This window comes from Pseudomonas sp. YQ_5 (assembly GCF_043103305.1).
GTDB classification, from domain to species: Bacteria; Pseudomonadota; Gammaproteobacteria; order Pseudomonadales; family Pseudomonadaceae; genus Aquipseudomonas; species Aquipseudomonas putida_Y.
The window spans coordinates 1-25,457 of sequence record NZ_JBICJS010000032.1; the positions used below are offsets into that span (position 1 = coordinate 1).

A 25,457-nucleotide genomic window follows, 5' to 3' on the forward strand; every position below is an offset into this window, starting at 1 on the left:
CCCGCGAAGCTCTCCAGGCTAGTGCAACCATGCCAAAGACTACCACGCTATAGATGGTAAGAACGATGCTGGTAACAGTATACGCTGTGAGATTATGAAGGTATGGAGCTGCTTGCACTTTCAAGCTCTCATTGTTGTCCAGTATTCGGAACGTAGCATTCATTGCGAGCCCGACAAAGCCAAGGGTAAAAAAGCCGCGAAACAATTTGAAGCTAAATATGTGATTAAGAATATTTTCTCCAAGAGTAAGTGCATTTTCTTTGAAGCTTTTGCTTAGGCCAATTACTTTGTTGAGATTTTCTACGATCTCTAGATAAGAGGCCTCGGGTGCATTAACGTTTCGCTTTAACCAAACTGTTTTATAGTCTTCGAGCTTGCTTTTTGAGAAATTGCTTTCATTACCTAGAATGCGATGCTTTCTGAGCATGAACTGCCGGTATTGCGGTTCGTACCTGCGCGCCAGTAAGTATAATGCGACAAGTTCGAAGATGGCGGCAGTAAGGCTAAGGGGAAGTGTGAGATTCGAATCGGCGACTTGCGCTGCGATCGATACGCCCATGAGAATCACTGTAAGAAAGATGAAACCAATGGCAAGCCTATAGGTTTTTGTCTTGGGGCCAGATGCGATTGTTGAGGGGCCGAAAATCAGATTATATCTCATCGCCAGTGTTTCAATCTTTTCTAATGTTAAGGTTTCCATCGGTTCTCTCAGCCTGTATTTAATTCATTGCAAGCGCGTTTTTAATAAATCATTTACTGAATAGCTATGTTGAGTGGCTGCCCAGGGCACCGTACCGCACTTCGCCAGGGCTGTCAGCGCTCTATCCCATGCCATGTGCATTTCGCCGCTGCGGGATCGAAGAGGCCGCCTGGGTTGGAGATTAGTCAGACGGTTGGACTGGTCGCATACCTGCACACGGTTGCACTTCCGTTTTCCAGATTTGGCTGGGCGCTTCCACCCATCTGCGCTACCTGTTCTCTTCCATATGGGGAAAGTGCGGGTATAGGATCTAACTGGGTTGAAGGGGGTAGGTGACCTATCGCTTTTCCCCGCAGGGGCTGCGGTTTTTATTCACGAAATTGGAGTCGAATAGAGAATCGGGTGGTCTTCCACGTTGTGACTTGCAGGACAGCGGCTGAACACACCAAGAGCGTCAGCCGTTTGTCACAGATCGAAGAGATCACCAGCCAGCATAATGGCTGACGAGATGAGCCCACGTTTTCAATGCCTGGCCGTCCTGGCGCAGGACTTTGAGAGCTTCCGCCGCAGAAATTTTGGTAGGGCATCCACCGGTAAGGAAGATTTTGTCACTCTCTTGAAGGTAAAGATGCAGCAGGGTAAGAACCATAATCCTCTGCACTGGCTCCATAGCTCTGTATGACTTGCGCATAGCTTCTAATGCTTCTGGAATAGGCTCTGAGTGGTCATAGTCGAAACCCTGCGGTCGCATTGTGTAGTGACGGCCTTCATCACCATAGGGGTGTACTTGCTTGAAGCAACTCTCGAAGCCATAGTCGTTGACAATCTGCCAAGCGGTTTCGCCAAAAATCTCTCCACGCTGGGCTGCTGAAGGGAAGAGCGGCGGTTCTGCACCGCAAATAATAGCGAGCGCGGTGAGTTCAGTAGCGTCCATGCAAAATATTTTAGTCACCAAATCTACAAGTGAGTAATTAGATATGCGACCTGCGGCGAAGATGGGGTCGATTGCCGCGTACGCTGCCACAGCCACGGGGAGGCGAGAGTGGTGAATGTGACAAGAGCTCGCCGATCCTATGTCAGTAAATGACCAGGTGCCAGTAGGCGTTCGGTAAACGCCTAATTTATTGATGATTACAAATGCGTCATCTACATACTGGCTGTAGCTGCTCATAAAAGCCTCCCGCGTTGCTTAAAGTTAGTGGTCGGGTATGATCTACGCTACCGAGTTATAGTGGCGTAAGGATATTTATTTAAACGGTAAGTCTTTTACTAGTGCCTGCGGTCATAGAGATCTAAGGTTTCGAGAGGCATCGAACAAGGGTTTCAGGGTTCATGCCCCCGATTACTCAATTTCATTCCAGATGACGTGGGGATTATCAGCTATTTTTTAATGTCTTTTGGGTTGGAGTAAGCACCCGAGGTCGCTCGGATGTCGTGTCCTGTCTTGAGGTTTAGTGCAGTAGTTGAATAGTTATAATGCTTCGCGTAGGTGCAAAACTTGTTGAGCATAGCCGAATAGTAGATGGTTGACGCTCTTCCCAACCTTGGCTCAACTCCGGCGGCGCGAGCCCAGTTGGTGCATATTTGGCTAAGCATGGCCGAGGTCATAGGTTTGTTTGCATCTTTGTCTGATGCAAAGAGGTATTCGTCATGTGACAGTCTCGATGCCTGGATGTGCTCATATATGGTACTGCCGTCTTTTATGGTAGTACGATTTGAGATATAGCTGTTGCGAGCTTTTTTTAACTCTATTTCTATTTTTTGATCGTCGTTGGTTTCGTGGGTTATATGGCGTACTTTGATTGGCAGAAATAGGGCCGGACGTAATCCAGAATTGATTAAGCTTAGTAGGGCTTGATCCCTTAGGCATCCCGACTCGGCAACGCTACTGTTGATACGGCTCAGTTGGTCTGTGGTCAATAATTTTCCTTCAAACATCATGTGTTCTGTTAGCTGATGAAACGGCAAAATATAGCTTTGAAGAGTGTTTGGATAGGACGATCTGGATTGCTTCTTCGAGTTAGACATATCAAAAGCCTCTTGGGTGCTGTGTTAGCAGTGAAGCATTACATGACATCGCTGATGAAGGATGGCAGTGCTTCAAAACTTTAGAGCTCGCTCTCTTAAAAGCAAGTGGTGCGCTTGGTCATCTGATGGCTCTTTAGTGGCGAGTGGCTGTGATTTTTGTCAATATATGTATTTGATTTAGAAGCTATTAAAACTGTACCGGTCTGTTATCAGTGGGTTACGAATGTTATTGGTAAACTGTTACGGTTCGTACTTAACGATGGGTGGTAGGGGACAGTAAAATTTCCCGATGAATGGTATCGCTAGCCAGCATTCAACTGCGTTGAAATTTGTAAGTTCGAGCTCAGCTGCTTCAGCTATTACGTTAGAAGCTGAGCGTATGCTGACAGAGCAATCAGCAGATCTAGCTGAAAGGCTCTCGCTGAGGGGCATGAAGCCCTGCCTGGAAAATCAGGGCTTCTATCTGAAAGTTGACGGGTTGAGAGCAGTGTATCTATGCGCCGTCTGTCGGGGGATCAGTCTCTTGGAGCAGTACAGTTCAACTTTGAATTTAGCTAAGTCTCTGATTTGTAGCCAGTACAGTCAAAAATGAAATATATAAATTGACAACTTTTGGGTAAGCCTTGATTCCACAGGGTGGAGCCGGATTTTTTATTGAGCTAGCATGACATGCAATACTTGTGAGCTTAGAAAATGAAGTGGGCGTGTTGTGGATGCTCTTAAGTTGAGCGGTTGTCTTGAGGCTTGTTTTAGCCCTCGGCTTGAAGAGGATAGGCGTCGTTTTTGTGGCTATTTCCTATCGGAAAAGTTTTCCTGTAAATCTTTATTGGGTGTGGGTGGCTCAAGGAAAAATTCACGAAATTTATCTAGTGCTTGCTTGTGTATTCTTTTTAGCTTTCTTAAGTGCTAGTGCTCGCATTCAATAAGATGTGGTTGATCTTGCGCAGTTTTTGGCTATGTCGTTAATAGGTGGCGAATATGAAAACTCTATTCGAGTCATCACATCGTGAGTTCAGGCGCGTCATTGGTGATGCTACGCAGCGAAGTGTTGTATTACCAGTGATAATCACTGACCAAGGTGCGCTTGAACAGCCTATTCGGTACCTCTACTTAAGGCGACGTAAGAGCCGTTCTTGGCAAGATGATGCTGTATTTGCTCTTCAGTTATTAGTGGATTTTACTGCCGTTAATCAAAGCTATTATGGAAAACCTCAGGATCTATTTACTGAGTTTTCGAACGCTCTTTACACCGGTACGATCCAGGGGCGGTTTGATCCCTCAGGTCTTTACTGGGATCCACGCCCAAATGATGCGAAAAAAATAATCCGCCATATTACCCGATTTACCGATTGGTTATCTAAAGTTAATAATGACTGCAGTCTTCAGCTAAATCCTTGGCGCGAGGCTACAGGTTATGAGCAGTACTTGAATTGGGCTGCGCATTCCCACCGGAAACACAATGCGTTTCTCTCCCACCTGTTTGTCGATAGAAGTGAGATCCATAATTATAGGGAGGTACGCGCTGAAAATTTTCCCATTGATAGTCACACTGCGCTTAAAGCCTTTCCTGAAGAGAAATTAGGCGAATTGCTGTTGAATGGCTTCCGACGAGTGCGACGTGATGGGCGTGGGATCATCAACCTAGGTAATGTACTAATCACCATATTGATGCATTACGGCAGCCTGCGCTTGTCTGAAGCGCTCTCATTGTGGTGCGACGATGTAACAATTGAGAACGGGGAAGTGGTGGTAAGAATTTATCATCCCGAGTTTGGGCTGGCTCCAGATGGAAAAAGCACGCGTGCTGCGTACCTTCAACGGCGTTACGGACTTGTACCCCGAAATCAGCTCGTTAAGGCTATAGACCCCCTTTACCTTGGTTGGAAAAGGCCTGTAATTACCGATATATATCGAAAATGCTTCGAAGTCTATTTCTTTCCGCATGTGGCTGCTATTCATTTTGTGCGTTTATGGCGTGAGTATCACCATATTCAACGTGTTAAACCACAACCAGGATTTGAGCATCCATATGCTTTTACTAACCAATACGGGCAGCCATATTCTCACCGAATGTTTCGCAAGGCACATAAGCTTGCTGTCGAGAGAGTGGGTTTGGCTCATGGAAAGATACGTGGGACAACTCCACATGGACATAGGCATGCTTTTGGGCAACGAATGGCTGGGGCAGGGGCGTCGAAGCTTAAAATTAAGACGGCTATGCATCATGCGGCCCTTTCCTCAAGCGATCCATACACACAGCCTTCTGCTGCAGATTTCCGCCAATACATGGCTGATTTAGAAGATCGGCTTTCTGAAAAGTATCTAGACGCTATATTTAAAAATTCGAATATGAGGTAGAGGTATGAGAGAAAATAGCACTGAGAGATACTCGTATTCAGAAGCTGAAGCTGCCGTTCGGAAACTAAAGATAAAGAGCAAAAAGTCCTATTTTCTGCGTTATCATGAAGATGCTGGCCTGCCTCGAAACCCAAGTATTTCTTATCGTGGCAAAGGTTGGGTAAATTGGTATGTTTTTCTAGGTAATGCCGATCGTACAGCATATTACAGTCGTTACGAGGATGCCAAGGCTGCTGCGATAAGGCTCGGCCTCAAGGGGGCGGCTGATTACAAAATTCGTCGCAGGGAAGATCCTAAATTGCCTGCAGTTCCTTCAACTTTCTATATGAATAAAGGGTGGGAGGGAAGTTGGGGTATTTTTCTAAATATCAAGAGGTATAATTATGACGAGGCTCGAGCTTCAAGTTTAAGTTTAGGCATCAAAAGTATGAATGAGTATAGCCTCCGGTATCACGAAGATCCACTACTTCCTGCCGCCCCTCAGATCGTTTTTTCGAATAAAGGGTGGAGTGGTTGGTGTCATTTTACGGGGAGAAGTAAGAAAGAATTATATTCCTACGAGGAGGCACAGGCGGTTTGCTCAAGGCTGAATATTAAAGATGTTGCTGGCTACACCGCTTGTTGTAAGGACGACCCTAAGCTACCAGGGTCTCCTCACCATACGTATGCCGGTAGAGGGTGGAAGGATTGGTATTGCTTTCTTGGGAAGAAAAGATTTCGTTGGTACACATTTGAAGAAGCAAAAAAAACATGTCAAGAAATGGGAATTAAATCTAACAATGATTATTCGAAGCGTTACCGTGAGAACCCGAGGCTTCCATCCGCACCCGAGAAAACATATAAAGGCATCGGCTGGCTGGGATGGTATGATTTTTTAGGTAACGAAAAGCCTGAAAATTTTAGTTCTGACTATCCTCGTATTATGGCAGACGCGGATCGTTGGATTAAAACTCAAACCTCAATACCGATTAAAAGGGCCGCTATAAAATTTTTGTTAAATTGTTATGTTAGAGGTTTGGGGCTTCCTGATGATCCATTGTATTTACTGTCAAAGTTAAATGTTTTCGAAGCATCATTCTATACTGGTTTGATTGACGAGTTGCCACCGTCTGCCAAGCAGTCTTACCATAATGCATTAGCATCTTTTTTTACGTGGCTGTTGGAGCAATACTGCGTTGATGATGAAGGGGGCGAGCGTGTCGTGCTTCCGGATTATCGCAACCCATTATTGACAGTTCTATCAGAATATTTTGACGGGCTCGAAAAAAATCGTCCATCACAGTCAGTTAAGCCAGTTTTAGGGTATGAGTATATTCTGCGAGCTCGCAATTATTTGGTTCCCAATAGCGAGTCATCTTTATTACGGAGGCCGACGTTAAAGAGTTTACCTCACTTGCAAGAGGTGTTCGATTCAAAATGGGATTGGAAGGATGTTGATAAGAGCTGTATTGATATGACAGATCCGAATTGTGTTTGGCGTCTAGTCACGAAGCCAGGATTAGCTGCGGGAGGGGCAGCAGTTCGAGTTGATCAGTATCAAGTCTGGTCGCCACTGCGGTTTATTGCACTTTATACTCTATTGCGCTACCCACTACGTGGTCAACAAATTTTGTGGCTTGACAGCGGGGAGGCTGATGCAGAGCTGCCTGTTCTTAGTGATAATGGGACGATCTCATGGAAAACTAATACAGAATGTGTGGTTTCAAAAGGACGAAAGTCACGCTCCTCTCAAGGAGTTATACAGCGGGGAGCTAACGGAGTAGCTGAATGCTATATAACTACAAATAAAACTGGTCGTAAGGTTGGTGGTTATCGAGTCGATTGGATTCCGGATGATTTGGTGTACTGGTTAATTGTGCTGCGTGAGTGGCAGCGCAAATATAATCCTCTCGTTAAGCCAACGGCATGGACTGAAATTGAGCTTCCACAAGAAACAAATGAAAAAATTCTGAAAGCTCGAGGAGCGCAGTGCTTCTTGTTCCGAATAAACTCTTCGGGGCAGCCGCTTTCGATTAAGAACTGTTTCGCGCTCACCTTGCCGGCCGTTCTTTATAGAATTCAGAGGGATTCTGAGGATCTTGCCTCGAAGGGTGAGTGGAGAGCCCAGTATAATAGTAAATATACGCCTCACAGTTTGCGCGTGAGCTTAATTACTGCATTTATCGCTGATGGGGATGCTCCACTTCATATCATATCAAAATTGGTGGGTCATGCCAATTTGGTAATGACTATTTACTATACAAAACTTAATAGTGAGCAAATCAGGCGGCCTATGGGGGAGATTGAAAAGTTGGCAGGCCAGCGTGCAGCAGAGCGAACGCTAGAGTCCATCAGGCTCAATGGGTTGTCAGCAGTTAAGGGGCAACTAATCGCTACAGTTGGGAATCGTGCGCTCCTCGAATCTAATGTTCCAAAAACTGCTTGTGTTGTATTTGATTTTGGAATATGTCCTATGTCCGCTGCTGGATGTCATATCGGTGGTGATATTATTATTAAAAGGCAGAAAGAGGAGTTTTACAATCCCGTTGAAGGAGGTTATTTGGGGCAAAAGAATTGCGCGCGGTGTCGATTCTTTATCACTGGAGTACCGTTTCTTGGAGGGTTGGTAGCACTTGCCAATGAAATCTCACTTGAGATCAACTCTGAGAGCATGCGTTATTTGAAATATACTGATGAACTAACCTTGCTTGAGCAGCGGTACTATGATGCATGCCGTGCTGGGATACCTTTTCAGGATGAAACTCAACGGAAGAAAGCTGTAGGTAATCAAGAGTCAAGTGCCGGAAAGCTTGAGGTGTTGCTGCGTGATTACGCATCGCTTAATGCTCACATTCAAAGCTGCATAAAGCTTGTTAATCAGGAAGGGCAAGGTGGTACAGAGGGCATTAGATTAGTTTCCGCAGGTGAGATTCGTGAGGTAGGTGTCGCATTTAATGACTCTGACTCGCCATATCATTTACTTGCTGAGATATGTCAGAATGCTGTTATCTATAAGTCAGCCAACCCTTCACGCGCTATACCCTTGATAGCTCAAGCAATTGATCGGATGGCGGAAAACAATGGTTTACCCGCTCGGATGTTCAAACTCACTGACGAACAGACACTCGTAGTCGCTAATGAGCTTACCAATCTCTTGATTCAACGCTTGGGTTCTTGGAGTAGGATTGATGACCTTTTTACGGGAAATTTGATGTTGCTTGATGTAGGGGTCGAAGAGCCATCATTGGAATGTATTACAGCTGAGGTTAGACAGGTTCTTTCACGCACTAGCAATAGTGCTGGGGCGACTATTGCTCAGAAGGCGGGTTCTAATGGCTGATAATTTATTCTCCCCAGAAGATACGTATGAGCGGCTGATTAACGAAGCGAGTGATCCGCGCCGCAAGAGAAGTCTTGGGGCCATTAATACGGTATGTCGATTGCTCCACGAGCGCCAATCTCAGGATTTTACATATAAGAATATAGAAACGCTTGGGAAAGATCGAGGGCTTCCGATCCCCAGTGAAAAATCAATTGTCAATGATGCCGGTTCTCACTATCGTGAATTAATCCAGTCCTGGAAAAAGTTTTCTCTTAACGACAAAGCAAAAAACGCCTCAATACACAGCGATTGGATAACCTCAATCGAAGATCCTGTGTTGCGATTGAATGTTTCGATATTAGCTAAGGAGTTGCGCTCTATAAAAGCTAAGATTGCGAGGCAGGGGCGTGTTAACAGCGCGCCAATATACTTGGGGTCAGGTCAACATGAAGGGAAAATTCATTCGGGTAAGCTCAATTTAAATGATGCTGAAATCAATGCGCTCAAAGGCGCCATAGACTCTCAGATTCTTACTCAGCTTGGATATCGCTTCGGCGAGCGGGGGGAGGTGCTGGATATGAAGGGTAAGCAAATTTTCAAGCCAGGGTTTCGTGACGCTCTGGAGAAGATCCTCTCTCTCCATACAGAATAGTGTGATGTGAGGACTTTGGGGTCACTCCAATTAAATGACAGAGGCTCTCGGTTCGAGTAGCTCCCATATCTCGGCAGATAAGCGCGAAACCTTCAACCAATGTTGCTATGACGATGCAGACTGCGTTTCGTTACTCTTCAGTCGGTGTCCACAAGTTTCCTTTAAATGAGCTTGCAAAGCAGGCCACGCTCAACTCATTGATCATGCGTCTTCCACGGCAGGTTCCCGGCAGGCATTCGTACGCTTTCGTTTACCTCTCTATCTTAACTGCGTAGTTGGAAAACCTTGGAGGGAATCATCCTGGTCACTTGGTCGCACCTGATTTTGACAGGTGGATTGACCTAAAAATTCAGCAACAGATTCTCGTCCGCTTGCTGCCAGTGGGCTAGTCAAGGATGAGCAGACGGCATTCAGGACAACGGCTCTTAATAAAACACTCTGAGCTTTCGCATTCTGGGTGACCGCTGGAAACCACTCTCGCTCGGGAGGAGCTCTGACCAGTTATGGAGGATCGCACCTGGCTTTCTGTTGATGGCGAGTGTTTATGGTTTTATTTGGGGGGGGATGGGGGTGAGTAGTAGAGCTTACTTTTGGGACTCTGCTCAGGGATAACTAATCATGTCGCAAGCCGTCGAATAGCTTGGCGAAGTACAGGTCGAAATCGCCGAGGAACGCGTCCATGGTAATGCAGTCGGTCAGGGCGATGCCCAGCAGCCCCCGGTACTCCCGCACCCAGCATTCCAGCGCGGCGGCTTGGCTATCGACCAGACGCGGGCCGAGCTGCTGGTGGGCCATGAACCATTCGTGCGCCATGGTGCCGAGCGGCCTGAGTTCGAATTCGCGAGCCAGGTGAACATTGCTGGTGCCCACAAACCGGCCCGGGAAGTCGTGCTTGAGGATGTGCACCACCTCTTCCTGCACCCGGTAGGAGAAACGCCGCCGGGTACCGAAGTCTGCCAGCTGGAAGCCAGCCAGCTCATCGGCGCTGGCCTCGGCCTTCAACCAGTCAAGCTTCTGGTACAGCCGTTCGCCGACCTGTTCGAGCATCACCTCACGATAACGATAGCGGTTGCGCACCTCGCTGATGATCGCCAGCAGCGGGATTTCGTAGAGGATCACGTGCAACCATGGCCCACGCACGCGGATTGCCAGTTGCCCGGCGCCGTCCAGCCCCACCTGCACATAGCGCAGATTGAAACGGAACAAGCTGAGAAAGCGAATGAAGTCCGGTTTCAGGAACGGGATCTTCTCCAGATAGGCCAACTGGTCGTGGGTGACCGTGACCTCGGCCAGTTGTTCTACCTGGTAGCGGATCTCCGCCAGGTAAGGGGACAGGTCTTCGTCATTGCGGCAACGGAACTCCCATTCCACTTCGGCATTGGGGTAGTTATGCAGCACCGCCTGCATCATGGTGATCTTGTAGAAGTCGGTGTCCAGCAGGTTCTGGATGATGCGTGGGCCGAAAACACTATCGCTCATGGGCGGTCTTCCTTGATCAGGGCAAGCTGGTGGTCGAGGGCGGCCTCGTCGCCGCAGAGGATCACGCCCTCGGCGGCCAGGGCGCCGCACGCCTCAATGGCGCCGGCCTGGGTCAGCGCGCGGCAGGCTGGCAGGTACAGCAGTACCTGGAAGCCGGCCTGGCGCAGCTGGCGGGCGGTGGTCTTGACGCAGTAGTCCAGGGCCAGACCGCCGACGATCACTGCACCTACCTGCTGCACCTTGAGGTACTCGATCACCCCGGTGGAACGGCGTTCGGCGAGGTCGTGGTAGCAGGCGCCGTATGGGTGAAGATCGGGTTCGACCCCCTTCCACACGAAATAGTCGTAGTCGATAGGGGCGGGCAGGCCGGGTAGCAGTTCGAAGCCCGGGGTGCCGGGGACGCAGTGGCTGACCCAGGTAAGGTCGGCGTTGGCCAGTTGCAGCGGCTGCAGCATGTGTGCAGGGTCGGTGACCACCCACGCGGCGTTGGCCGGGTGGGCATCCTTGCTGCCCAGGCGCAGGTCGGCGCGCAATGCCATGGTATTCAGGTCAACCGCAATTTCATCGCCTTCGGGAACAGGAAGCTCCTGCGGCGCGTTGGAGGTGAAGCCGTTCTGCGCGTCGACATCGAAACTGGCGATCTTCATGGCGATTCTCCTTGCTGGAATGCCAATATAATTCATCTGGTGCTATAAGTATGTCAAGTGTTCTAGATAGCGGGTTCAATGGTTGATTTACTTAGTGGCTCTGGTGGATTATTGGCTCACTGAACAAGGAGTAGCCCGGTGAGTACAGTTGAAGTCCTGACCAGCGTCGATATCGTGGCCCTGCGTCTGGCCCCTGATGCGCAGCATCTGCAGGTATTGTTGCACCGTCGTGAGCGCGACCCCCATGCCGGCCAGTGGGCCTTGCCCGGTGTGATCGTCAACGGCCGTACCCCTGACATCAGCCTGGAAGCTGCTGCCGAACGCGCGCTGCGCGAGAAAGCGCAGGTTGTGCCTTGCTACATGGAACAGGTGGGCACCGAGGGCAATGCGTTCCGTGATCCGCGCGGCTGGTCGCTCAGCACCTATTACCTGGTCTTGCTGGACCCGGGGGAGGTCGTCCAGTGTGAGCAATTGGCGTTTTTCGACTTGGACAGCGTATTGGCGCGCAAGGTGCTCTTGCCGTTCGACCATAACCTGCTGGTGGAGCGCGCCCGCGATCGGTTGGCGGCAAAGACGGTGTACAGCAGCTTGCCGCTGTATCTGCTGGCAGAGAAGTTCACGGTGCTGGATGCACTAGGCGCGATGCAGGCGTGTTTGGGGCAGGCGGTGAATAACACCTCGCTGCGCAAACGCCTGGAGCGCTTGCGCGAGCTGGGGTGGGTGAGGGACACCGGGGAGAAGAACCAACCGAAGCTGGGTAGGCCGCAGCAGCTGTATCAGTACACACCGCAGGGTGGCCGGGCGTTCATGTTTGATCGCAGCTTGTTGCCGGAAGGAGGCCTATAGCGTTCGTACGGTCGCCGACTCGACCGGATGAGCTGATAAAAATGTTCGTGTCGAGCAGGTTGAGCGTCAGTATCAACGGGTCAAAAACCCGATACGCTCGCGTTAACTGTTATGGTATAACATATTTTTCTTAAGGCAGACGCAGATCTCGCCTCCTCTATCTGTGCGCCAACATACTCAACCCCGCCTCAGGAACCTCCATGCGATTCACCCCAGCCTCGTTTGCCATCTTTACGGCAATGTTCACACCTGAAGTCCTCGCCGAACAGACCGGTACCTCCACCATCGTCCTCGGTGAAGTGAATATCACCCAAACGGCCGGTACAGCCTTGAGCACTGAAAATGTGCTTACGTCGGTCGACGTCCTGGGCGGCGACCAGGTGCGAGATAAAAATGTGATGAACAGCTGGCAGTTGTTGGGGCAGATGCCGGGCATCCAGCTGACCGAAACGGGGCAAGGTGCCGAATCAGGCAAGGTCACTTTTCGCGCGTTCAATGGTGAGGGCTACATCAACGGCATCAAGACCCTGATCGACGGTGTGCCGAGCAACGTCAACAGTGGCAACCAGCGCTTCATCGATATGATCTTCCCGCTGGACATCGAGTACATCGAGGTGGTGCGTGGTACCAACGATCCGCGCTATGGGCTGCACAATATCGGCGGCAACATCAACTTCGCGACCCGCCAGGGGGGAAACTATGTCGATAGCCGTGTGACTTACGGCAGCTTCGATACGCGCGAAGTGCAGTTGGCGGTCGGGCACGAGGAGGGGAATTTCGCCCAGAACTATATCCTCGCCAAGCAAGACAGCAACGGTTACCGCGACCACAGCGAATCCAACAAATACACGCTCGGCGGCAAGTGGTTCGTCAGCAACGACGAACAAGACTTCCGTGTCGGCCTGATCGCTCGCCTGTACCACCACCAGGCCCAAGAGTCAGGCTTCCTCACCCGCGAGCAACTGCACGCCAGCCGTACCCAATCGCCGGCCAAGAACGCCAATGATGGTGACGATCGCGACATGAAGCAGTTGAGCCTGCACGCCGACTGGCAGCTTGACGATGACCTGAGCCTGAGCAGCAAGCTGTACTACAACAGCTACAACGATGATCGAACCATCACGTTCACCGATTACCAGCCCGGCAACGCGCCACGCCAGCGTCGGCAGTGGGATGAACAGCAGCGAGGGATGCTCAGCAACCTGACCTGGCGCGCTAACGATCTGCTGACGCTGGATGGCGGCATCAACTACGAGGAGCAGGACAACCAGTACCGTCGCCTGCGCTACAACTACGGGATCCCGACCGATTTCGACGCCACGCCGGCACGTGTGCAGAACGACGACACTTACACCCTGCGCAATATTGGCGGTTATGTGCAGGCGGTCATTCAGCCGACCGACGCGCTGAAGATCATTCCTGCCATGCGCGTCGACAAGTTTTCGGGTAACAGCGAGACGCTCGGCGGCGTCAAGGCATCCCTGCAGGATTATGGCTGGATCCGCCAGCCGAAGCTGAGCGTAATTTACAGCCTCACGCCGGAGATCGACCTTTACGCCAACTGGGGGCGTACTTTCCAGATCCTTACGGGCTCTGGCGGGCCAGCTTATCGGGTGCCTGGGCAAGCCTCGTACGACCCGTCGATCAACACCGGCAAGGAAGTGGGCATCAAGTTTCAGCCATTCCCGGGCGCTCAGGCGCGGGTTGCGCTTTGGCAGCAGGACGCGACCGATGAAGTCGCGAACATGCCCAGCACTGGTACCACGGTCGGCCTTGGCGAAACACGCCGGCGTGGTGTGGACATGCAGATCAGTGCTCAGCTGGACGATCAATGGACGGTTTGGGCGTCCCACGCGATCCAGGAGGCCAAGGTGGTCAAGGCCTACGCTGCAAACGGCCAGTCATTGTCCGGCAAAGAGGTATTTTCCACCCCCCGCTACATCAGCAATGTGGGTGTCGACTACCGGTACAACGATGACTGGAAGTTCGGTATGCAGGGGCGGGCGCAGGGCAGCTACTACATCGACGAGTTGAACGAGCAGGGTAAGTACGGCGGTTTTGTGGTCGTGGACGCCAGTGTCAGTTACCGTGTTACCTCGTCGACCAGCGTAGATTTGCAGGTGAAAAACCTGTTTGACCGTGAATACGAATACGTCTGGTACGACAACTTCTTCTGGGGGGGCAACGACCAGGCGATGTTCTCGCCAGCACCAGGCCGTTCAGCGTTCGTGTCGATAAACATGAGCCTTTGACAGGGTGGGTGCATTGGCAAGGAGCCTCTTGAGGGCGACACATATCGCCTTCAAGAGGTCTGCGGGATCAACAGGCCAGTGCAGCTTAAGCCACCGCTGCCAACTTGGCGCTGGTCTGCCGACGACGGTAGGCACTGTCACGGCTCGCCAGCCACCAGTACAGCGGCGAGGTGACCGCCAACCCTACCAGCCACGACAGGTCAGCCCCGTTGATGTGTTCGGAAATCGGCCCGACGTACAGCGGGGTGTTCATGAACGGTATCTGCACCACGATCCCCACAGCGTAGGCGATCAGTGCTTGCGGGTTGTAGCGCCCGTAGATCCCACCATCGACCTGGAAGATCGACTGGATGTCGTAGTCGCCTTTGTGAATGGCGTAGAAGTCGATCAGGTTGATCGCCGTCCACGGCACCAGCACCACCAGCAGTACCAGCACCATGTCAACGAAATGGCCGATGAAGTCTGCCGACGCGAACACTGCTACCACGCAGCAGGCCGACAGCACGATCAGCGACAGCACTGCACGGCTTTTGGCGGTGGGGATCCAGCGGTAGGCGAATGTTTGCACCAAGGTGATGATCGACAGTACAGCGCCATACAGGTTGAGGGCGTTATGGCTGATCACGCTGAGCAGGAACAGCACCAGCATGATCGGGCCGAGCGTGCCGGTGGCCAGCTTGACCGCGTCCATGGTGTCCATGCCGGCCGGGATCGCCAGCACGGCCACGGCGCCGAAGATGAACGACAGGCTTGAGCCCAGGGCCGAACCCAGGTAGGTGGTCCAGAAGGTCGAGCTGACTTTTACATCTGCCGGCAGGTAGCGCGAGTAGTCCGACACATAGGGCGCAAAGGCGATTTGCCACAACGCCGCCAGCGACACGGTGGCCAGCCAACCGGCCAGGTTGAAGCTGCCACGGGTGAGGAAATCGTCGCTCTGCACATGGGTGAAGATGTAGCCGAAGCCGACCACGATACCGATGCCCAGTACCCAGGTGCCAATGCGATTGAGCACGTGGATGAAGCGGTAGCCGATGATGCCGATGATGCCTGAGCCCAGCGCCCCGATGACGATGCCCACCGGTACCGGAACGGCGTCGACCACGCCATGCAGTGACTTGCCGGCAAGGACGATGTTGGATGCGAAGAAGCCGATGTACATGACGCCTGCGATCACCACCACCAGCAGCGCGCCGAGGGTGCCGAACTGAGCGCGGCTCTGGATCATCTGTGGAATGCCCATTTGCGGGCCCTGGGCCGAGTGCAGGGCCATCAGCACCCCGCCAACCAGGTGGCCGACAAGGATGGCGACGATGCCCCATACCAGGTTCAGGTGGAACAGTTGCACGCCCAGCGCGCCGGTGACGATGGGCAACGGCGCGATGTTGCCGCCGAACCAGAGCGTGAATAGATCCCTTACCTTTCCGTGGCGGTCTTGCGGGGGCACGTAGCCGATCGTGTGTTTTTCTATCAGGGGTGCCGAATTGGCTGCACTGGTCATGACTGACTCCAAGGCAAGGTAGGGCATTGGGAACTGCCCGGGGGCGTGCCGGCGGTGGGCGACGCGTTCTTGTTGGAGCGATGATGAGGGGCGCGGGGATAACGAGAAATTAGTAAATATGTACCCATAAACCTTAAAAAACCTAAGGCTGACAAAAGCTTAAGCGGGTGACGGTAGCAAGGAGAGTGCCAGCTGGCTGAAGGCCTTGGGGTAGAGGGGCGGCGGGTTGGCAACCGGATCACGGTGGGCTGGGTTGGTGCGATGTGCGCGTTTTCAGGGCAGATGAAAGGTTGCCTGTGCAGGCCTCTTCGCGGGTAAACCCGCTCCTACAGCAGGCGCGGGTTTACCCGCGAAGAGGCCGGCACAAGAGGAAACAGCTACATGGGTAACAACCGATCCTGAATCACTTCCTTCATCACCAAGGTCGAGCTCAAGCGTTTCACATTGGGGATACTGGTCAGATGCTCGTCATACAGCTTCTGAAACGCCGGCAGGTCCTTGGCCACCACATGCAGCAGGTAATCCGGGTCGCCGAACAGCCGCTGCGCTTCGACAATCTGCGGGATCTGCGCCAGTGCCGTTTCAAAGTCCGCCACCGGCTGACGGGTCACCTCGCGTAGCGTCACAAATACCAACGCGGCAAAGTTCAGCCCAAGGGCGCTCGGTGCCAGCCGTGCGTGATAGCCCAGAATGGCTCCGGACTCTTCCAGTGCCTTCAAGCGCCGATGGCAGGGTGACAGGCTGAGTCCTACGCGGTCGGCCAGCTCGGTTACCGACAACCGTCCGTCTTTTTGCAGCTCGGCAAGGATTTTTCGATCAGTTCTGTCCATCGGGAAGAATCTTCCAATTCATGAATTCTAAGGGGAAATATACGAAAGAAAATCCCCGAGCGAAATCCGTAATCTTTCGACATCCCAATGCAGTAGATAAGGAAGATTCAAGTGGCTATCAGTGTGCTGACGGCGTTCTGGGCTGTGTCGATGCTGTTCGTGATGACCCCGGGTGCAGACTGGGCCTATGCCATCTCCGCAGGTATGCGCGGTCGCTGGGTGATGCCAGCGGTGGCGGGGATGTTGTCGGGGCATTTCCTGGCCACGCTGGTGGTGGCGGCCGGGGTTGGCAGCCTGCTGGCCGGTCACCCGTTGGCGCTGACCTTGCTGACCCTGGCGGGGTGCAGCTACTTGCTGTGGCTGGGCGGCAACCTGTTGCTCAGCCCGGCATTGCCGGCGGCCGGGCAGGGCGGCGCGGGGGAGTCTGGCTCGCGCTGGGCGTTGAAGGGGTTTTGCGTCAGCGGCCTGAACCCCAAGGTATTCCTGCTGTTCCTGGCCCTGCTGCCGCAGTTCACCGACCCGCAGTCGAGCTGGCCCGTGCCGTTGCAGATCTTGTTGCTGGGGCTGGTCCACCTGTGCAGTTCGCTGGTGATCTACACGCTGGTCGGCTATGGCGCCAAAGCTGTGCTCAGCACCCGGCCAGGAGCGGCAAAGCTGGTCGGGCGGGTGTCGGGGATGGCGATGATTACAGTTGCCCTGGGCTTGATAGTCGGGCAAATAAACTGATTTCGTGGGGCCGGGTTGGTTTCTCTTGGCAGTGTGGTTTTGAGCTTCGCGGCGCCGTTTATCGCCCATCGCGGTGCAAGGTATCAGTGACCGAGTACTTTTCCGAGCACCTGGCACACCTGTTCTGCCGAGTAGGGTTTGGCCAGAAAGGTGAACCCTTGGTGCCCACCTTCGGCAATCGCCTCGCTGTAGCCCGAAGTAAGGATCACCGGCAACTGCGGGCGCTGGCGGCGAAGTTCGCGGGCCAGCGCCAGGCCACCCAAGCCGGGCATGACCACATCGGAAAACACCGCATCAAAATCACCTGCCGGGCCAGTCAACTGCGCCAACGCTTCTTCTGCCGACCGCGCATAGCTGATTTGGTAGCCGTGGTCCTCGAGGAACTGAGCCGTGAAGCTGCCCAGGTCGGGGTTGTCTTCTACCACCAGTATTCGTCGCCGCTCGCCCTGTACCTGCGGCTGGCTGCCGGCCGAGGCGTCTTCGGGCAAGGCCGCAGGTGAGTCCTCCTGCGGCAGGTACAGGGTAAAGGTGGTGCCCTGGCCGGGGATGCTGTTCACCTGTACATCGCCCCCGGATTGCTTGGCGAAACCGAACACCTGCGACAACCCGAGCCCGGTACCTTCACCTGGGGCCTTGGTGGTGAAGAACGGGTCGAAGATGCGCTCCAGCAATTCGCTGGCAATACCGACGCCGCTGTCGCTCACCGATATCGCCGCGAACGGGCCAGGCAGCGAAGGCTGGCCGCGCAAGGCAGGCAGGCACTGGTCGGCCTGCAGGCGCAGCTGCAAGGCACCTTCGCCAGCCATGGCATCGCGGCCGTTGAGCATCAGGTTGATCACCGCGGTTTCCAACTGGCTGAGGTCGGCGCGGATGTGGCAGGGCGCTTGCGGTAACTGCAGCTCGACCCGGATGCGCGCGCCAGTGACGGTGTCGAGCATGTCGGCCATGGCCTCCAGCCGAGGCCCGGCCTCGAACACCTGCGGGCTGAGGGCCTGGCGGCGGGCGAAGGCCAGTAGCTGGCCGGTCAGTTTGGCACCACGGTCGACCGTGTCGGACATGGTCTTGAGGTAGCGCTCGCGGCGCTCCTCGGCCAGGTTGGGGCGCTGCAGGAAGTGCAGCGATGAGCGGATGATGGTCAGCAGGTTATTGAAGTCGTGGGCTACGCCGCCGGTCAGCTGGCCAATGGCTTCCAGCTTCTGGGCCTGGCGCAGCACGGCCTCGGTGTGCAGCAACTGAGTGGTGCGTTCTTTGACGCGATGTTCCAAGGTGGTGTTGAGCGCTTCAAGGGCCGCCATCGCTTCGCGCACTTCGGCATGGGCCTGGGCCCGTTGTATGTGTGCCCAGCATCGCTCGGTCACTTCGCTGATAAGTGCTTGCTCGTAGTCGGTCCATGCCCGGGGTACGCGGTCGTGAATCGCCATCAGCGCAGTCAGCCTGCCACCCTTGATCAGTGGCATGCAGATGGTGGCCGTAATGCCGATGGCCTGAAACGTCGCCGCCTCGTCAGAGGCCAGTTCGCGCAGGTTGTCGTTGATCACCAGGGCCAGGCCGCTGCGCAGGCGGCTGACCGCCAGGCGGCCGAAGTCATGCAGGTGATAGTGGCCCACCAGACGTGGTGAGCCGGGTGCCACCGCATCGCCGCAGATGGTGAAACCGTCCTCGTCGGGGTCCATCACCGCATAGGCGCAGCCGGACAGGCCGAGGTGCTCGACCAGCATGCGGGTGGTGATGGCCATGATGTGCTCCGGTTCGGCCGCCTCGGTAACGGCTCGCCCGAGGGTATCGAGAAAGTTCAGGCGTTGGTTGGTGACCACGCTGGCGGTGGTTTCGGTGACCGTGTCGAGCATGCCCAGTATCTCGCCATCATGGCCGCGAATCGGGCTGTAGCAGAAGGTGAAATAGGCCCGCTCCAAACCTCCGTTGCGGTCGATCATCAGCGGGAAGTCTTCGATGTACACCGCTTCACCGGCCAACGCACGGTCCGCCATGCTGCTGATTTCATCCCAGGCTTCGTGCCACACGTCGCGGAAGGGGATGCCCAAGGCCAGGGGCTTGCGACCGAGAATCGGGGTGAAGGCATCGTTGTACAGGGTGATCAAGTCCGGGCCCCACAGCACGGCCTGCGGAAAGCGCGAGGCCAGGCACAGAGACATCGTGGTTTTCAGGGCGTCGGGCCAATGTTCCAGCGGGCCCAGGGGAGTGCTGGCCCAGTCGTGGTTGCGGATGCGTTCGGCCATTTGCCCGCCGCCGTCTAGCCATCTAGCCATGTGCTTTGCCGGTCCTCTGTCTCAAGGCCCTTAGGGTGCACCGAGAATAGACCGTTGGCGAGGCTTTTGTGATGGCCTGTGCCACTTGCACAAGCCTCTGCAACTGCGCGATCCGAGTGGGAGCAGGTTCACCCGCGAAGCGGCCGGACAGGCTAGCGGATGAAGTGCACCTTGCCGGTGTCATCATTGCCCATGTAAATGCCATACACCCCGGCCTGCCGCTCGAGGATGTAGCGCTCGAGAATTTGCCGGATAGCCGGGTAGTAGATCTCATCCCAGGGGATTTCATCCGGTTCGAAGAACTTGTACGCCAGCGTCTCCGGCCCGTACTGCCCGGTCTCTTCGGTGACGATGGCACGGAAGATGATGTACACCTCGCTGATCTTTGGCACGCTGAAGATCGAATACGGCGAGACGATGTCCGCACGTACGCCGCTTTCTTCCCATACCTCGCGCAGCGCCGCCTGCTCGGTGGTTTCGCCAGCTTCCATAAACCCGGCAGGCAAGGTCCAGGTGCCGGGGCGCGGCGGGATGGCGCGCTGGCACAGCAGGTACTTTCCATCGCGCTCGATGATGCAGCCGGCGATGATCTTGGGGTTGATGTAATGGATGTAACCGCAGCCGGCGCAATGCAGGCGTTCGTGGGTATCGCCTGTGGGAATGCCCCGGGCCAGTTCCGTGGTGCAGTGCGGGCAGTAGCGCGGGGCATTGGGCATGATCAGCGACCTATGCGTGGTTCCTTCAGGGCCAGGGGTTCGACAATGTCGCGCACCTTGGCGTTGTCATCCTGCTTCTGGCGCAGGTAGTCCAGGGCCACTTTGGCGGCGGCGCGGACGTGGTCGACCGAGGCCTGGTGGGCCACCAGCGGGTCGCCGCCCTTGATGGCCTCGACGATCTTTTCCATTTCGCGGTTGCTGGCGCCACGGCGGTTTTCCTGCGATACCGAGGTGGCGCGCAGGTAGCTGATGCGGGCTTGCAACTGGCGCAACTGCTGGGCCGCCACCTGGTTGCCAGAGCCTTCCAGCAGCACATCGTAGAAACCTTGTACCGAATCCAGCACCTGTTGCAACTCGCCTTCTTCCAGTGCCTCGCGGTTCACTTCCAGCGCACGTTCCAGCGCACGGATGTCCTTGGCTTTGGCGTTGAGGGTGAACAACTGCACGATCAGGCCTTCGAGCACACAGCGCAGCTCATAGATGTCACGCGCGTCTTCCAGGGTGATGATGGCCACGCGCGGGCCTTTGGCGTCGGCGAACTCGACCAGGCCTTCGGACTCCAGATGACGCAGCGCTTCGCGTACCGAAGTGCGGCTGACGCCGAGGCGGTCGCACAGGTCGCGCTCTACCAGGCGGTCGCCGGGCAGCAGGTGAAAGTTCATGATTGCGGTGCGCAGCTTGTCGAGCACGATTTCGCGCAGAGTAACGGGGTTGCGGTTGACCTTGAAGCTGTCGTCGAGTGGCTGGCGTTTCATCAGGTGCGCTCTTTATGAGGCTGTTGCGCCAACATCGCGGAATGCCCCGAACCGAGGCTTTCCATGCAGTGGTTCGAACAGCCCGTTGTTAACGGGTTGGCTCCGCATCGGCTTCGGCAAACGCTTCACGGGCCAGGCGGAAACTGTCCACCGCCGCGGGTACGCCGCAATAAATGCCGACCTGGAGCAGGATTTCGCGAATCTGTTCACGGCTCAGGCCATTGCGCAGGGCACCGCGAATGTGCAACTTGAGCTCGTGGGGCCTGTTGAGCGCGGAAATCATGGCCAAGTTTATCATGCTGCGCTCTTTCAGCGACAAGCCTTCGCGGCCCCAGACGTGACCCCAGCAATACTCGGTGACCAGCTCTTGCAACGGTTTGGTGAACTCATCTGCGTTCTGGATCGAGCGGTTGACGTAGTCCTCGCCCAGCACCTGGGTGCGGATTTTCAGACCCTTTTCGTACTTTTCATTGCTCATGTGCAGTACTCCGGCATAAAACAGGGGCCGCAACCGAGGGTGAGACGATTAGCGCGACCCCTGAAAACAGGGGCATCGGTGTTGGCTTCTTCGCGGGCTTGCCCGCTCCCACAGGTTCCAGAATCTGTGCGATACCTGTGGGAGCGGGCAAGCCCGCGAAGAGGCCAACACCAACTTCAAGGTATATCAGCCGAGAGGCGGCAGGGCGCCCAGCTTGCCTTTGTGGTAGACCATCGGGGTCACCGGCTCGGCCGGCAACACCAGGTTCTTCACCGCACCGACAATGATCGCGTGGTCACCGCCGTCGTACTCGCGCCACAATTCGCACTCGATGATCGCCGTGGCCTTGGCCAGCAGAGGGTTGCCCAGCTCGCTCAGGTGCCACTCGATGTCCTTGGCCTTGTCCTTGCCCTTGCCTGCGAAGGCATAAGCCTCGGCGGTCTGGTCGGCGGACAGCAGGTGGATGGCGAACTGCTTGCTGTCGCGCAGGATCGGGTAGGTGTCGGAGGCGTAATTAGGGCAGAACAGCACCAGCGCCGGGTCGATCGACAGCGCGCTGAACGCACTGGCGGTGATGCCGACGATGCCGCCGTCGGCGTCCAGGGTGGTGACTACCGTGACGCCGGACGGGAAGGAGCCCATCACGTCTTTGTAGATGCCGGGTTCGATCATCTTGTGTTCCTCCTAGCGCATCACGAACGGGTCGGGCATCGGCGCGGTGGACAAGTTGATCCACACGGTCTTCAGCTCGGTATAGGCCAGCACCGAATCGATGCCGCTCTCGCGGCCGTAGCCGCTGTTCTTGAAGCCGCCTATCGGTGCCATGGCCGACACGGCGCGGTAGGTGTTGACCCAGATGATCCCCGAACGCACGTCACGGGCCAGGCGATGGGCACGGCCCAGATCGCGAGTCCAGATGCCGGCAGCCAGGCCGAATTGCGAGTCGTTGGCTATGGCCAGGGCTTCTTCTTCGGTCTTGAAGCGGATCACCGCGGCGACCGGGCCGAACACTTCTTCCTGCATGATGGTCATCGCGTTGCTGTCGCACTCGAACAGGGTGGGCTCGTAGAACCAGCCGTCACCTTCAACGTCGGCACGCTTTCCGCCCATATGCAGCTTGGCGCCTTCGGCCTTGGCTGCAGCCACCAGGCCTTCGACAACAGCCAGCTGCTGTGCGGTGGCCATCGGGCCCATTTCGCTGGCGTCATCCTGCGGGTTGCCGATGCGGATGCGCTTGGCACGGGCAATCAGGCGCTCGACGAACACGTCGAAGATTTCATCCTGCACCAGCAGGCGCGAACCGGCCACGCAGCTTTGCCCGGAAGCGGCATAGATGCCCGCCACGGCGCCATTGATGGCGCTGTCCAGGTCGGCGTCGGCGAAGATGATGTTCGGCGACTTTCCGCCCAGCTCCAGTGACAGCTTGGCGAAGTTTTCGGCACTGCTGCGCACCACGTGGCGGGCGGTGGCGGCACCGCCGGTGAAGGCGATCTTGCGCACCAGCGGGTGGCGGGTCAGCGCCGCGCCGGTGCTTGGGCCGTAGCCTGTGACCACGTTGACTACCCCGGCCGGGAAGCCGGCCTCAAGGGCCAGACGGGCCAGCTCGAGGATGGTCGCCGAGGCGTGCTCGGACGGTTTGAGCACGATGGTGTTGCCGGCAGCCAGGGCAGGGGCCAGCTTGATCGCGGTGAGGTACAGCGGGCTGTTCCAGGGGATGATCCCGGCAACCACGCCGATCGGCTCGTGCACGGTGTAGGCGAACAGGTCGGGTTTGTCCAGCGGCAGGGTGCCGCCTTCGAGCTTGTCGGCCAGGCCCGCAGTGTAGTGGAAGAACTCCGGCAGATAGCCGACCTGGCCGCGGGTTTCGCGGATCAGCTTGCCGTTGTCACGGCTTTCCAGCTGGGCCAGGTGCTCTTTGTTCTCGGCAATCAGGTCACCCAGACGACGCAGCAGCTTGCCGCGTGCGGTGGCGGTGATGCTGCGCCACGCCTTGCTGTCGAAGGCACGCTGGGCGGCCTGAACGGCCAGCTCCACATCGGCTTCATCGGCGTCGGGCAGTTGCGCCCAGGCCTGGGCGGTGGCCGGGTTGAGGCTGTCGAAGGTCTTGCCGCTCTGGGCATCGCGCCATTGGCCGTCGATGCACATCTGGAAACGAACGAGGGTCATGCAACAATCCCCTTGGCGGATTCGGTGAGGGTGCTGGCTTGGGTGAGGAAGTCCAGCAGCATCTTGTTGACTTCACGCGGTGCTTCCACCGGCATCATATGCCGTTGCTCGGCGAGGACCACACTCTGTGCACCAGGAATACAGGCGGCGAGCTGGCGGGTCATGGCCGGGGTCGAACCGGAGTCGAGTTCGCCAGTGGCGATCAGCGTCGGCACCTGGATACTGCCCAGGTCATTGGCGCGATACATGTCCTGGGTGGCGAACAGCGAATAAGTGGTGTGGTAGCCCTGCGGGTCGTTGCTTGCCAGCACCTGGCGAATGGCGGCGACCTGCGCCGGGTTTGCAGCCTTGTATTCACGGCTGAACCAGCGGTCCAGGGCAGCATCGACGTTGGCGTCGGGGCCCAGCTCCGCCGCCTGGGCAGCACGCGCGATCACCCCGGCACTCTGCTCGGGGGTACGGTTGAACACGCTGTTGAGCACGACCAGTGCAGCCAGGCGCTGCGGGTAATTGAGGGCGAATGCACGGGCAACCAGGCCGCCCATGGAGAAGCCGATCACGGTGGCTTGTGCGATTTGCAGGTGGTCAAGCAGTTCGGCGAGCTGGTCGGCATAGCCTTCCAGCGGTGTGTCGGCAGCCGGTACGCGGCTTTGACCGTGGCCGAGCATGTCGTAGGCGATGACGCGGTAGTCGTTGGCCAGGCCAACGAACTGACCGCCCCACATTTCCTTGTTCAGGCCCACGCCGTGGATCAGTACCACGGGTTGGCCCTGGCCGACAGCCAGATAGCTGGTGCCGCCAGGTGTGCGTTCAGCGACAGGCTGAATCATGGAGGGCGCTCCTTGAAGGTCGGGCGCGGCGGGTAAGCACGCCACGCCCCGGCCCGTCTTGGTTATTGTTATTGAGCGTTGGCTTTTTCGGCAGCCAGTTCTTCCAGGTCGATGTAACGGTTACCGATGCGCGGGTGCAGGCGGCCGCCGTCGGCTGCGCCCAGGACCACGACGATTTCATCGGCACGCGGGGCGTCTTCGATCTGCATTTCCAGGGTGATGTAGTGCGAACGCAGGCCTTCGTCGTCCTTCTGCATCATCGGGATCTGGATCGAAGTGCCTGGGCCGCCGCGCTTGTTGGTGAAGCTCAGGTAGCTCTTGGCCTGTACTGCTTCGCGGTAGTGGTTGCCGAAGCGCAGGGTGTGGATTACGGCCGAGGCGTGCTCGATTTCGCCGTCGGCGCCGACTACGGCGGCCTTGCCGTAGGCCTCGATCTTGTTGGCGCCGCCAATGGCAGCAGTCAGGCGCTCGACCATCAGGGCACCCAGCTCCGAGCAGTTGGCGCGAATTTCCGGTTTCAGATCTTCAACGAAACCGCGACCGGCCCATGGATTCTTGATCACGACGGCCAGGCCGACCATGGTCACCGGCTTGTCGGTGGCCTTGCCGCCTTCGATGCGGGTCTCTTCGGAGTAGGTGACGATCTTGCGGATTTCGAAACTCATGGGTGGCTCCTGGTGAGGGTTATCAGCTCTTGTTGTCTGATGGTATACCATAATATTTGTTGTGCAAGAGGTGGCTGGAAATTTCTCTTGCGGGGGGACGAAAGGTGGGGCTGCCGGGTATGCCTTGAGGGTTGTGGTGTATTCGAAATCGAGCGCCGCCCGCGCGGCGCATCGCGAGCTGCGCTCGCTCCTACGTTTGTTTCGGGCCAATTATTCTGTGGGATTTGCGCGCGAACGCCTTGGCGCATGGCGCGATATCGCGT

General features: G+C 55.7%; 20 protein-coding genes and 1 pseudogene. 6 read left to right on the forward strand and 15 right to left on the reverse strand.

The features are described 5' to 3' along the window. The 3 genes from ACF8EA_RS05740 to ACF8EA_RS05750 form a co-directional block, all read right to left on the reverse strand. Positions 1-700 (reverse strand): hypothetical protein (locus ACF8EA_RS05740; RefSeq protein WP_392521264.1); only part of this gene is annotated, 700 nt, incomplete at its 3' end. A 481-nt stretch (positions 701-1,181) separates the two neighbouring features. Continuing rightward, positions 1,182-1,871, reverse strand: a complete 690-nt coding sequence (locus tag ACF8EA_RS05745) for a hypothetical protein (protein ID WP_274119503.1) — start codon at positions 1,869-1,871, stop codon at positions 1,182-1,184. A gap of 209 nt (positions 1,872-2,080) precedes the next feature. Continuing rightward, a complete protein-coding gene (locus ACF8EA_RS05750) occupies positions 2,081-2,728 on the reverse strand; it encodes a hypothetical protein (RefSeq protein WP_135192604.1) in 648 nt (215 codons plus the stop codon). A 978-nt stretch (positions 2,729-3,706) separates the two neighbouring features. Between ACF8EA_RS05750 and gmtY the strand changes: the two genes are divergently transcribed. The 3 genes from gmtY to gmtX are packed head-to-tail and all read left to right on the forward strand — an operon-like array spanning position 3,707 to position 9,039. Then, positions 3,707-5,086, forward strand: coding sequence for a gamma-mobile-trio recombinase GmtY (gene gmtY / locus ACF8EA_RS05755; protein ID WP_392521265.1), 1,380 nt, complete (start codon positions 3,707-3,709; stop codon positions 5,084-5,086). 4 nt (positions 5,087-5,090) lie between these two features. Beyond that, positions 5,091-8,405, forward strand: coding sequence for a VPA1269 family protein (locus ACF8EA_RS05760; RefSeq protein ID WP_135192606.1), 3,315 nt, complete (start codon positions 5,091-5,093; stop codon positions 8,403-8,405). Further along, entirely contained in the window at positions 8,398-9,039 is a 642-nt protein-coding gene (gene gmtX / locus ACF8EA_RS05765) for a gamma-mobile-trio protein GmtX (RefSeq protein WP_135192607.1), read from the forward strand. The genes ACF8EA_RS05760 and gmtX overlap by 8 nt, the downstream gene beginning before the upstream one ends. A gap of 615 nt (positions 9,040-9,654) precedes the next feature. On the opposite strand, the pseudogene pncB reads toward gmtX, so the two are convergent. After that, a pseudogene (pncB, locus tag ACF8EA_RS05770) lies at positions 9,655-10,518 on the reverse strand (nicotinate phosphoribosyltransferase); the annotation flags it as partial. Continuing rightward, a complete protein-coding gene (locus ACF8EA_RS05775; RefSeq protein ID WP_021782037.1) occupies positions 10,515-11,165 on the reverse strand; it encodes an isochorismatase family protein in 651 nt (216 codons plus the stop codon). The pseudogene pncB and the gene ACF8EA_RS05775, both read right to left, overlap by 4 nt. A gap of 138 nt (positions 11,166-11,303) precedes the next feature. Here ACF8EA_RS05775 and ACF8EA_RS05780 point away from each other — a divergent pair, with 138 nt between their 5' ends. Together ACF8EA_RS05780 and ACF8EA_RS05785 are read left to right on the forward strand one after the other, a co-directional pair. Next, positions 11,304-12,011, forward strand: coding sequence for an NUDIX domain-containing protein (locus ACF8EA_RS05780; RefSeq protein ID WP_021782036.1), 708 nt, complete (start codon positions 11,304-11,306; stop codon positions 12,009-12,011). A 200-nt stretch (positions 12,012-12,211) separates the two neighbouring features. Next, positions 12,212-14,263: a TonB-dependent receptor gene (locus ACF8EA_RS05785; protein WP_279934833.1), complete on the forward strand. Its 2,052-nt coding sequence runs from the start codon at positions 12,212-12,214 to the stop codon at positions 14,261-14,263. Between the two features lie 85 nt (positions 14,264-14,348). Here ACF8EA_RS05785 and ACF8EA_RS05790 read toward each other — a convergent pair whose 3' ends face one another. Together ACF8EA_RS05790 and ACF8EA_RS05795 are read right to left on the reverse strand one after the other, a co-directional pair. Then, positions 14,349-15,761, reverse strand: coding sequence for a cytosine permease (locus ACF8EA_RS05790; protein WP_252458673.1), 1,413 nt, complete (start codon positions 15,759-15,761; stop codon positions 14,349-14,351). Between the two features lie 377 nt (positions 15,762-16,138). Further along, the gene (locus ACF8EA_RS05795; RefSeq protein ID WP_003256079.1) at positions 16,139-16,591 is read right to left on the reverse strand and encodes an Lrp/AsnC family transcriptional regulator; all 453 of its coding nucleotides are present in this window, start codon (positions 16,589-16,591) and stop codon (positions 16,139-16,141) included. 111 nt (positions 16,592-16,702) lie between these two features. Between ACF8EA_RS05795 and ACF8EA_RS05800 the strand changes: the two genes are divergently transcribed. Next, positions 16,703-17,317, forward strand: a complete 615-nt coding sequence (locus ACF8EA_RS05800; RefSeq protein ID WP_392521266.1) for a LysE family translocator — start codon at positions 16,703-16,705, stop codon at positions 17,315-17,317. 83 nt (positions 17,318-17,400) lie between these two features. Here the strand turns inward: ACF8EA_RS05800 and ACF8EA_RS05805 are convergent, their stop codons facing one another. The 8 genes from ACF8EA_RS05805 to ACF8EA_RS05840 all read right to left on the reverse strand — a co-directional run bounded on the left by ACF8EA_RS05805 (position 17,401) and on the right by ACF8EA_RS05840 (position 25,194). Further along, complete coding sequence (locus ACF8EA_RS05805) at positions 17,401-19,584, reverse strand: ATP-binding protein (RefSeq protein WP_392521267.1); 2,184 nt, start codon at positions 19,582-19,584, stop codon at positions 17,401-17,403. Between the two features lie 152 nt (positions 19,585-19,736). Beyond that, entirely contained in the window at positions 19,737-20,300 is a 564-nt protein-coding gene (locus ACF8EA_RS05810) for an NUDIX hydrolase (RefSeq protein WP_028697721.1), read from the reverse strand. Positions 20,301-20,302: 2 nt separating this feature from the next. After that, positions 20,303-21,055 carry a GntR family transcriptional regulator gene (locus ACF8EA_RS05815; RefSeq protein ID WP_010954490.1) on the reverse strand — a complete coding sequence of 251 codons (753 nt, stop codon included), beginning with the start codon at positions 21,053-21,055 and terminating at the stop codon, positions 20,303-20,305. Between the two features lie 88 nt (positions 21,056-21,143). After that, the gene (locus ACF8EA_RS05820; RefSeq protein WP_003256073.1) at positions 21,144-21,533 is read right to left on the reverse strand and encodes a carboxymuconolactone decarboxylase family protein; all 390 of its coding nucleotides are present in this window, start codon (positions 21,531-21,533) and stop codon (positions 21,144-21,146) included. 186 nt (positions 21,534-21,719) lie between these two features. Beyond that, the gene (locus tag ACF8EA_RS05825) at positions 21,720-22,205 is read right to left on the reverse strand and encodes a flavin reductase family protein (RefSeq protein ID WP_028697722.1); all 486 of its coding nucleotides are present in this window, start codon (positions 22,203-22,205) and stop codon (positions 21,720-21,722) included. Between the two features lie 12 nt (positions 22,206-22,217). Further along, positions 22,218-23,699: an aldehyde dehydrogenase gene (locus ACF8EA_RS05830; RefSeq protein ID WP_003256071.1), complete on the reverse strand. Its 1,482-nt coding sequence runs from the start codon at positions 23,697-23,699 to the stop codon at positions 22,218-22,220. Beyond that, complete coding sequence (locus ACF8EA_RS05835) at positions 23,696-24,529, reverse strand: alpha/beta fold hydrolase (protein WP_325950749.1); 834 nt, start codon at positions 24,527-24,529, stop codon at positions 23,696-23,698. The genes ACF8EA_RS05830 and ACF8EA_RS05835 overlap by 4 nt, the downstream gene beginning before the upstream one ends. Positions 24,530-24,597: 68 nt before the next feature. Beyond that, positions 24,598-25,194, reverse strand: coding sequence for an amino acid synthesis family protein (locus tag ACF8EA_RS05840; RefSeq protein WP_392521268.1), 597 nt, complete (start codon positions 25,192-25,194; stop codon positions 24,598-24,600). Positions 25,195-25,457: the final 263 nt, after the last annotated feature.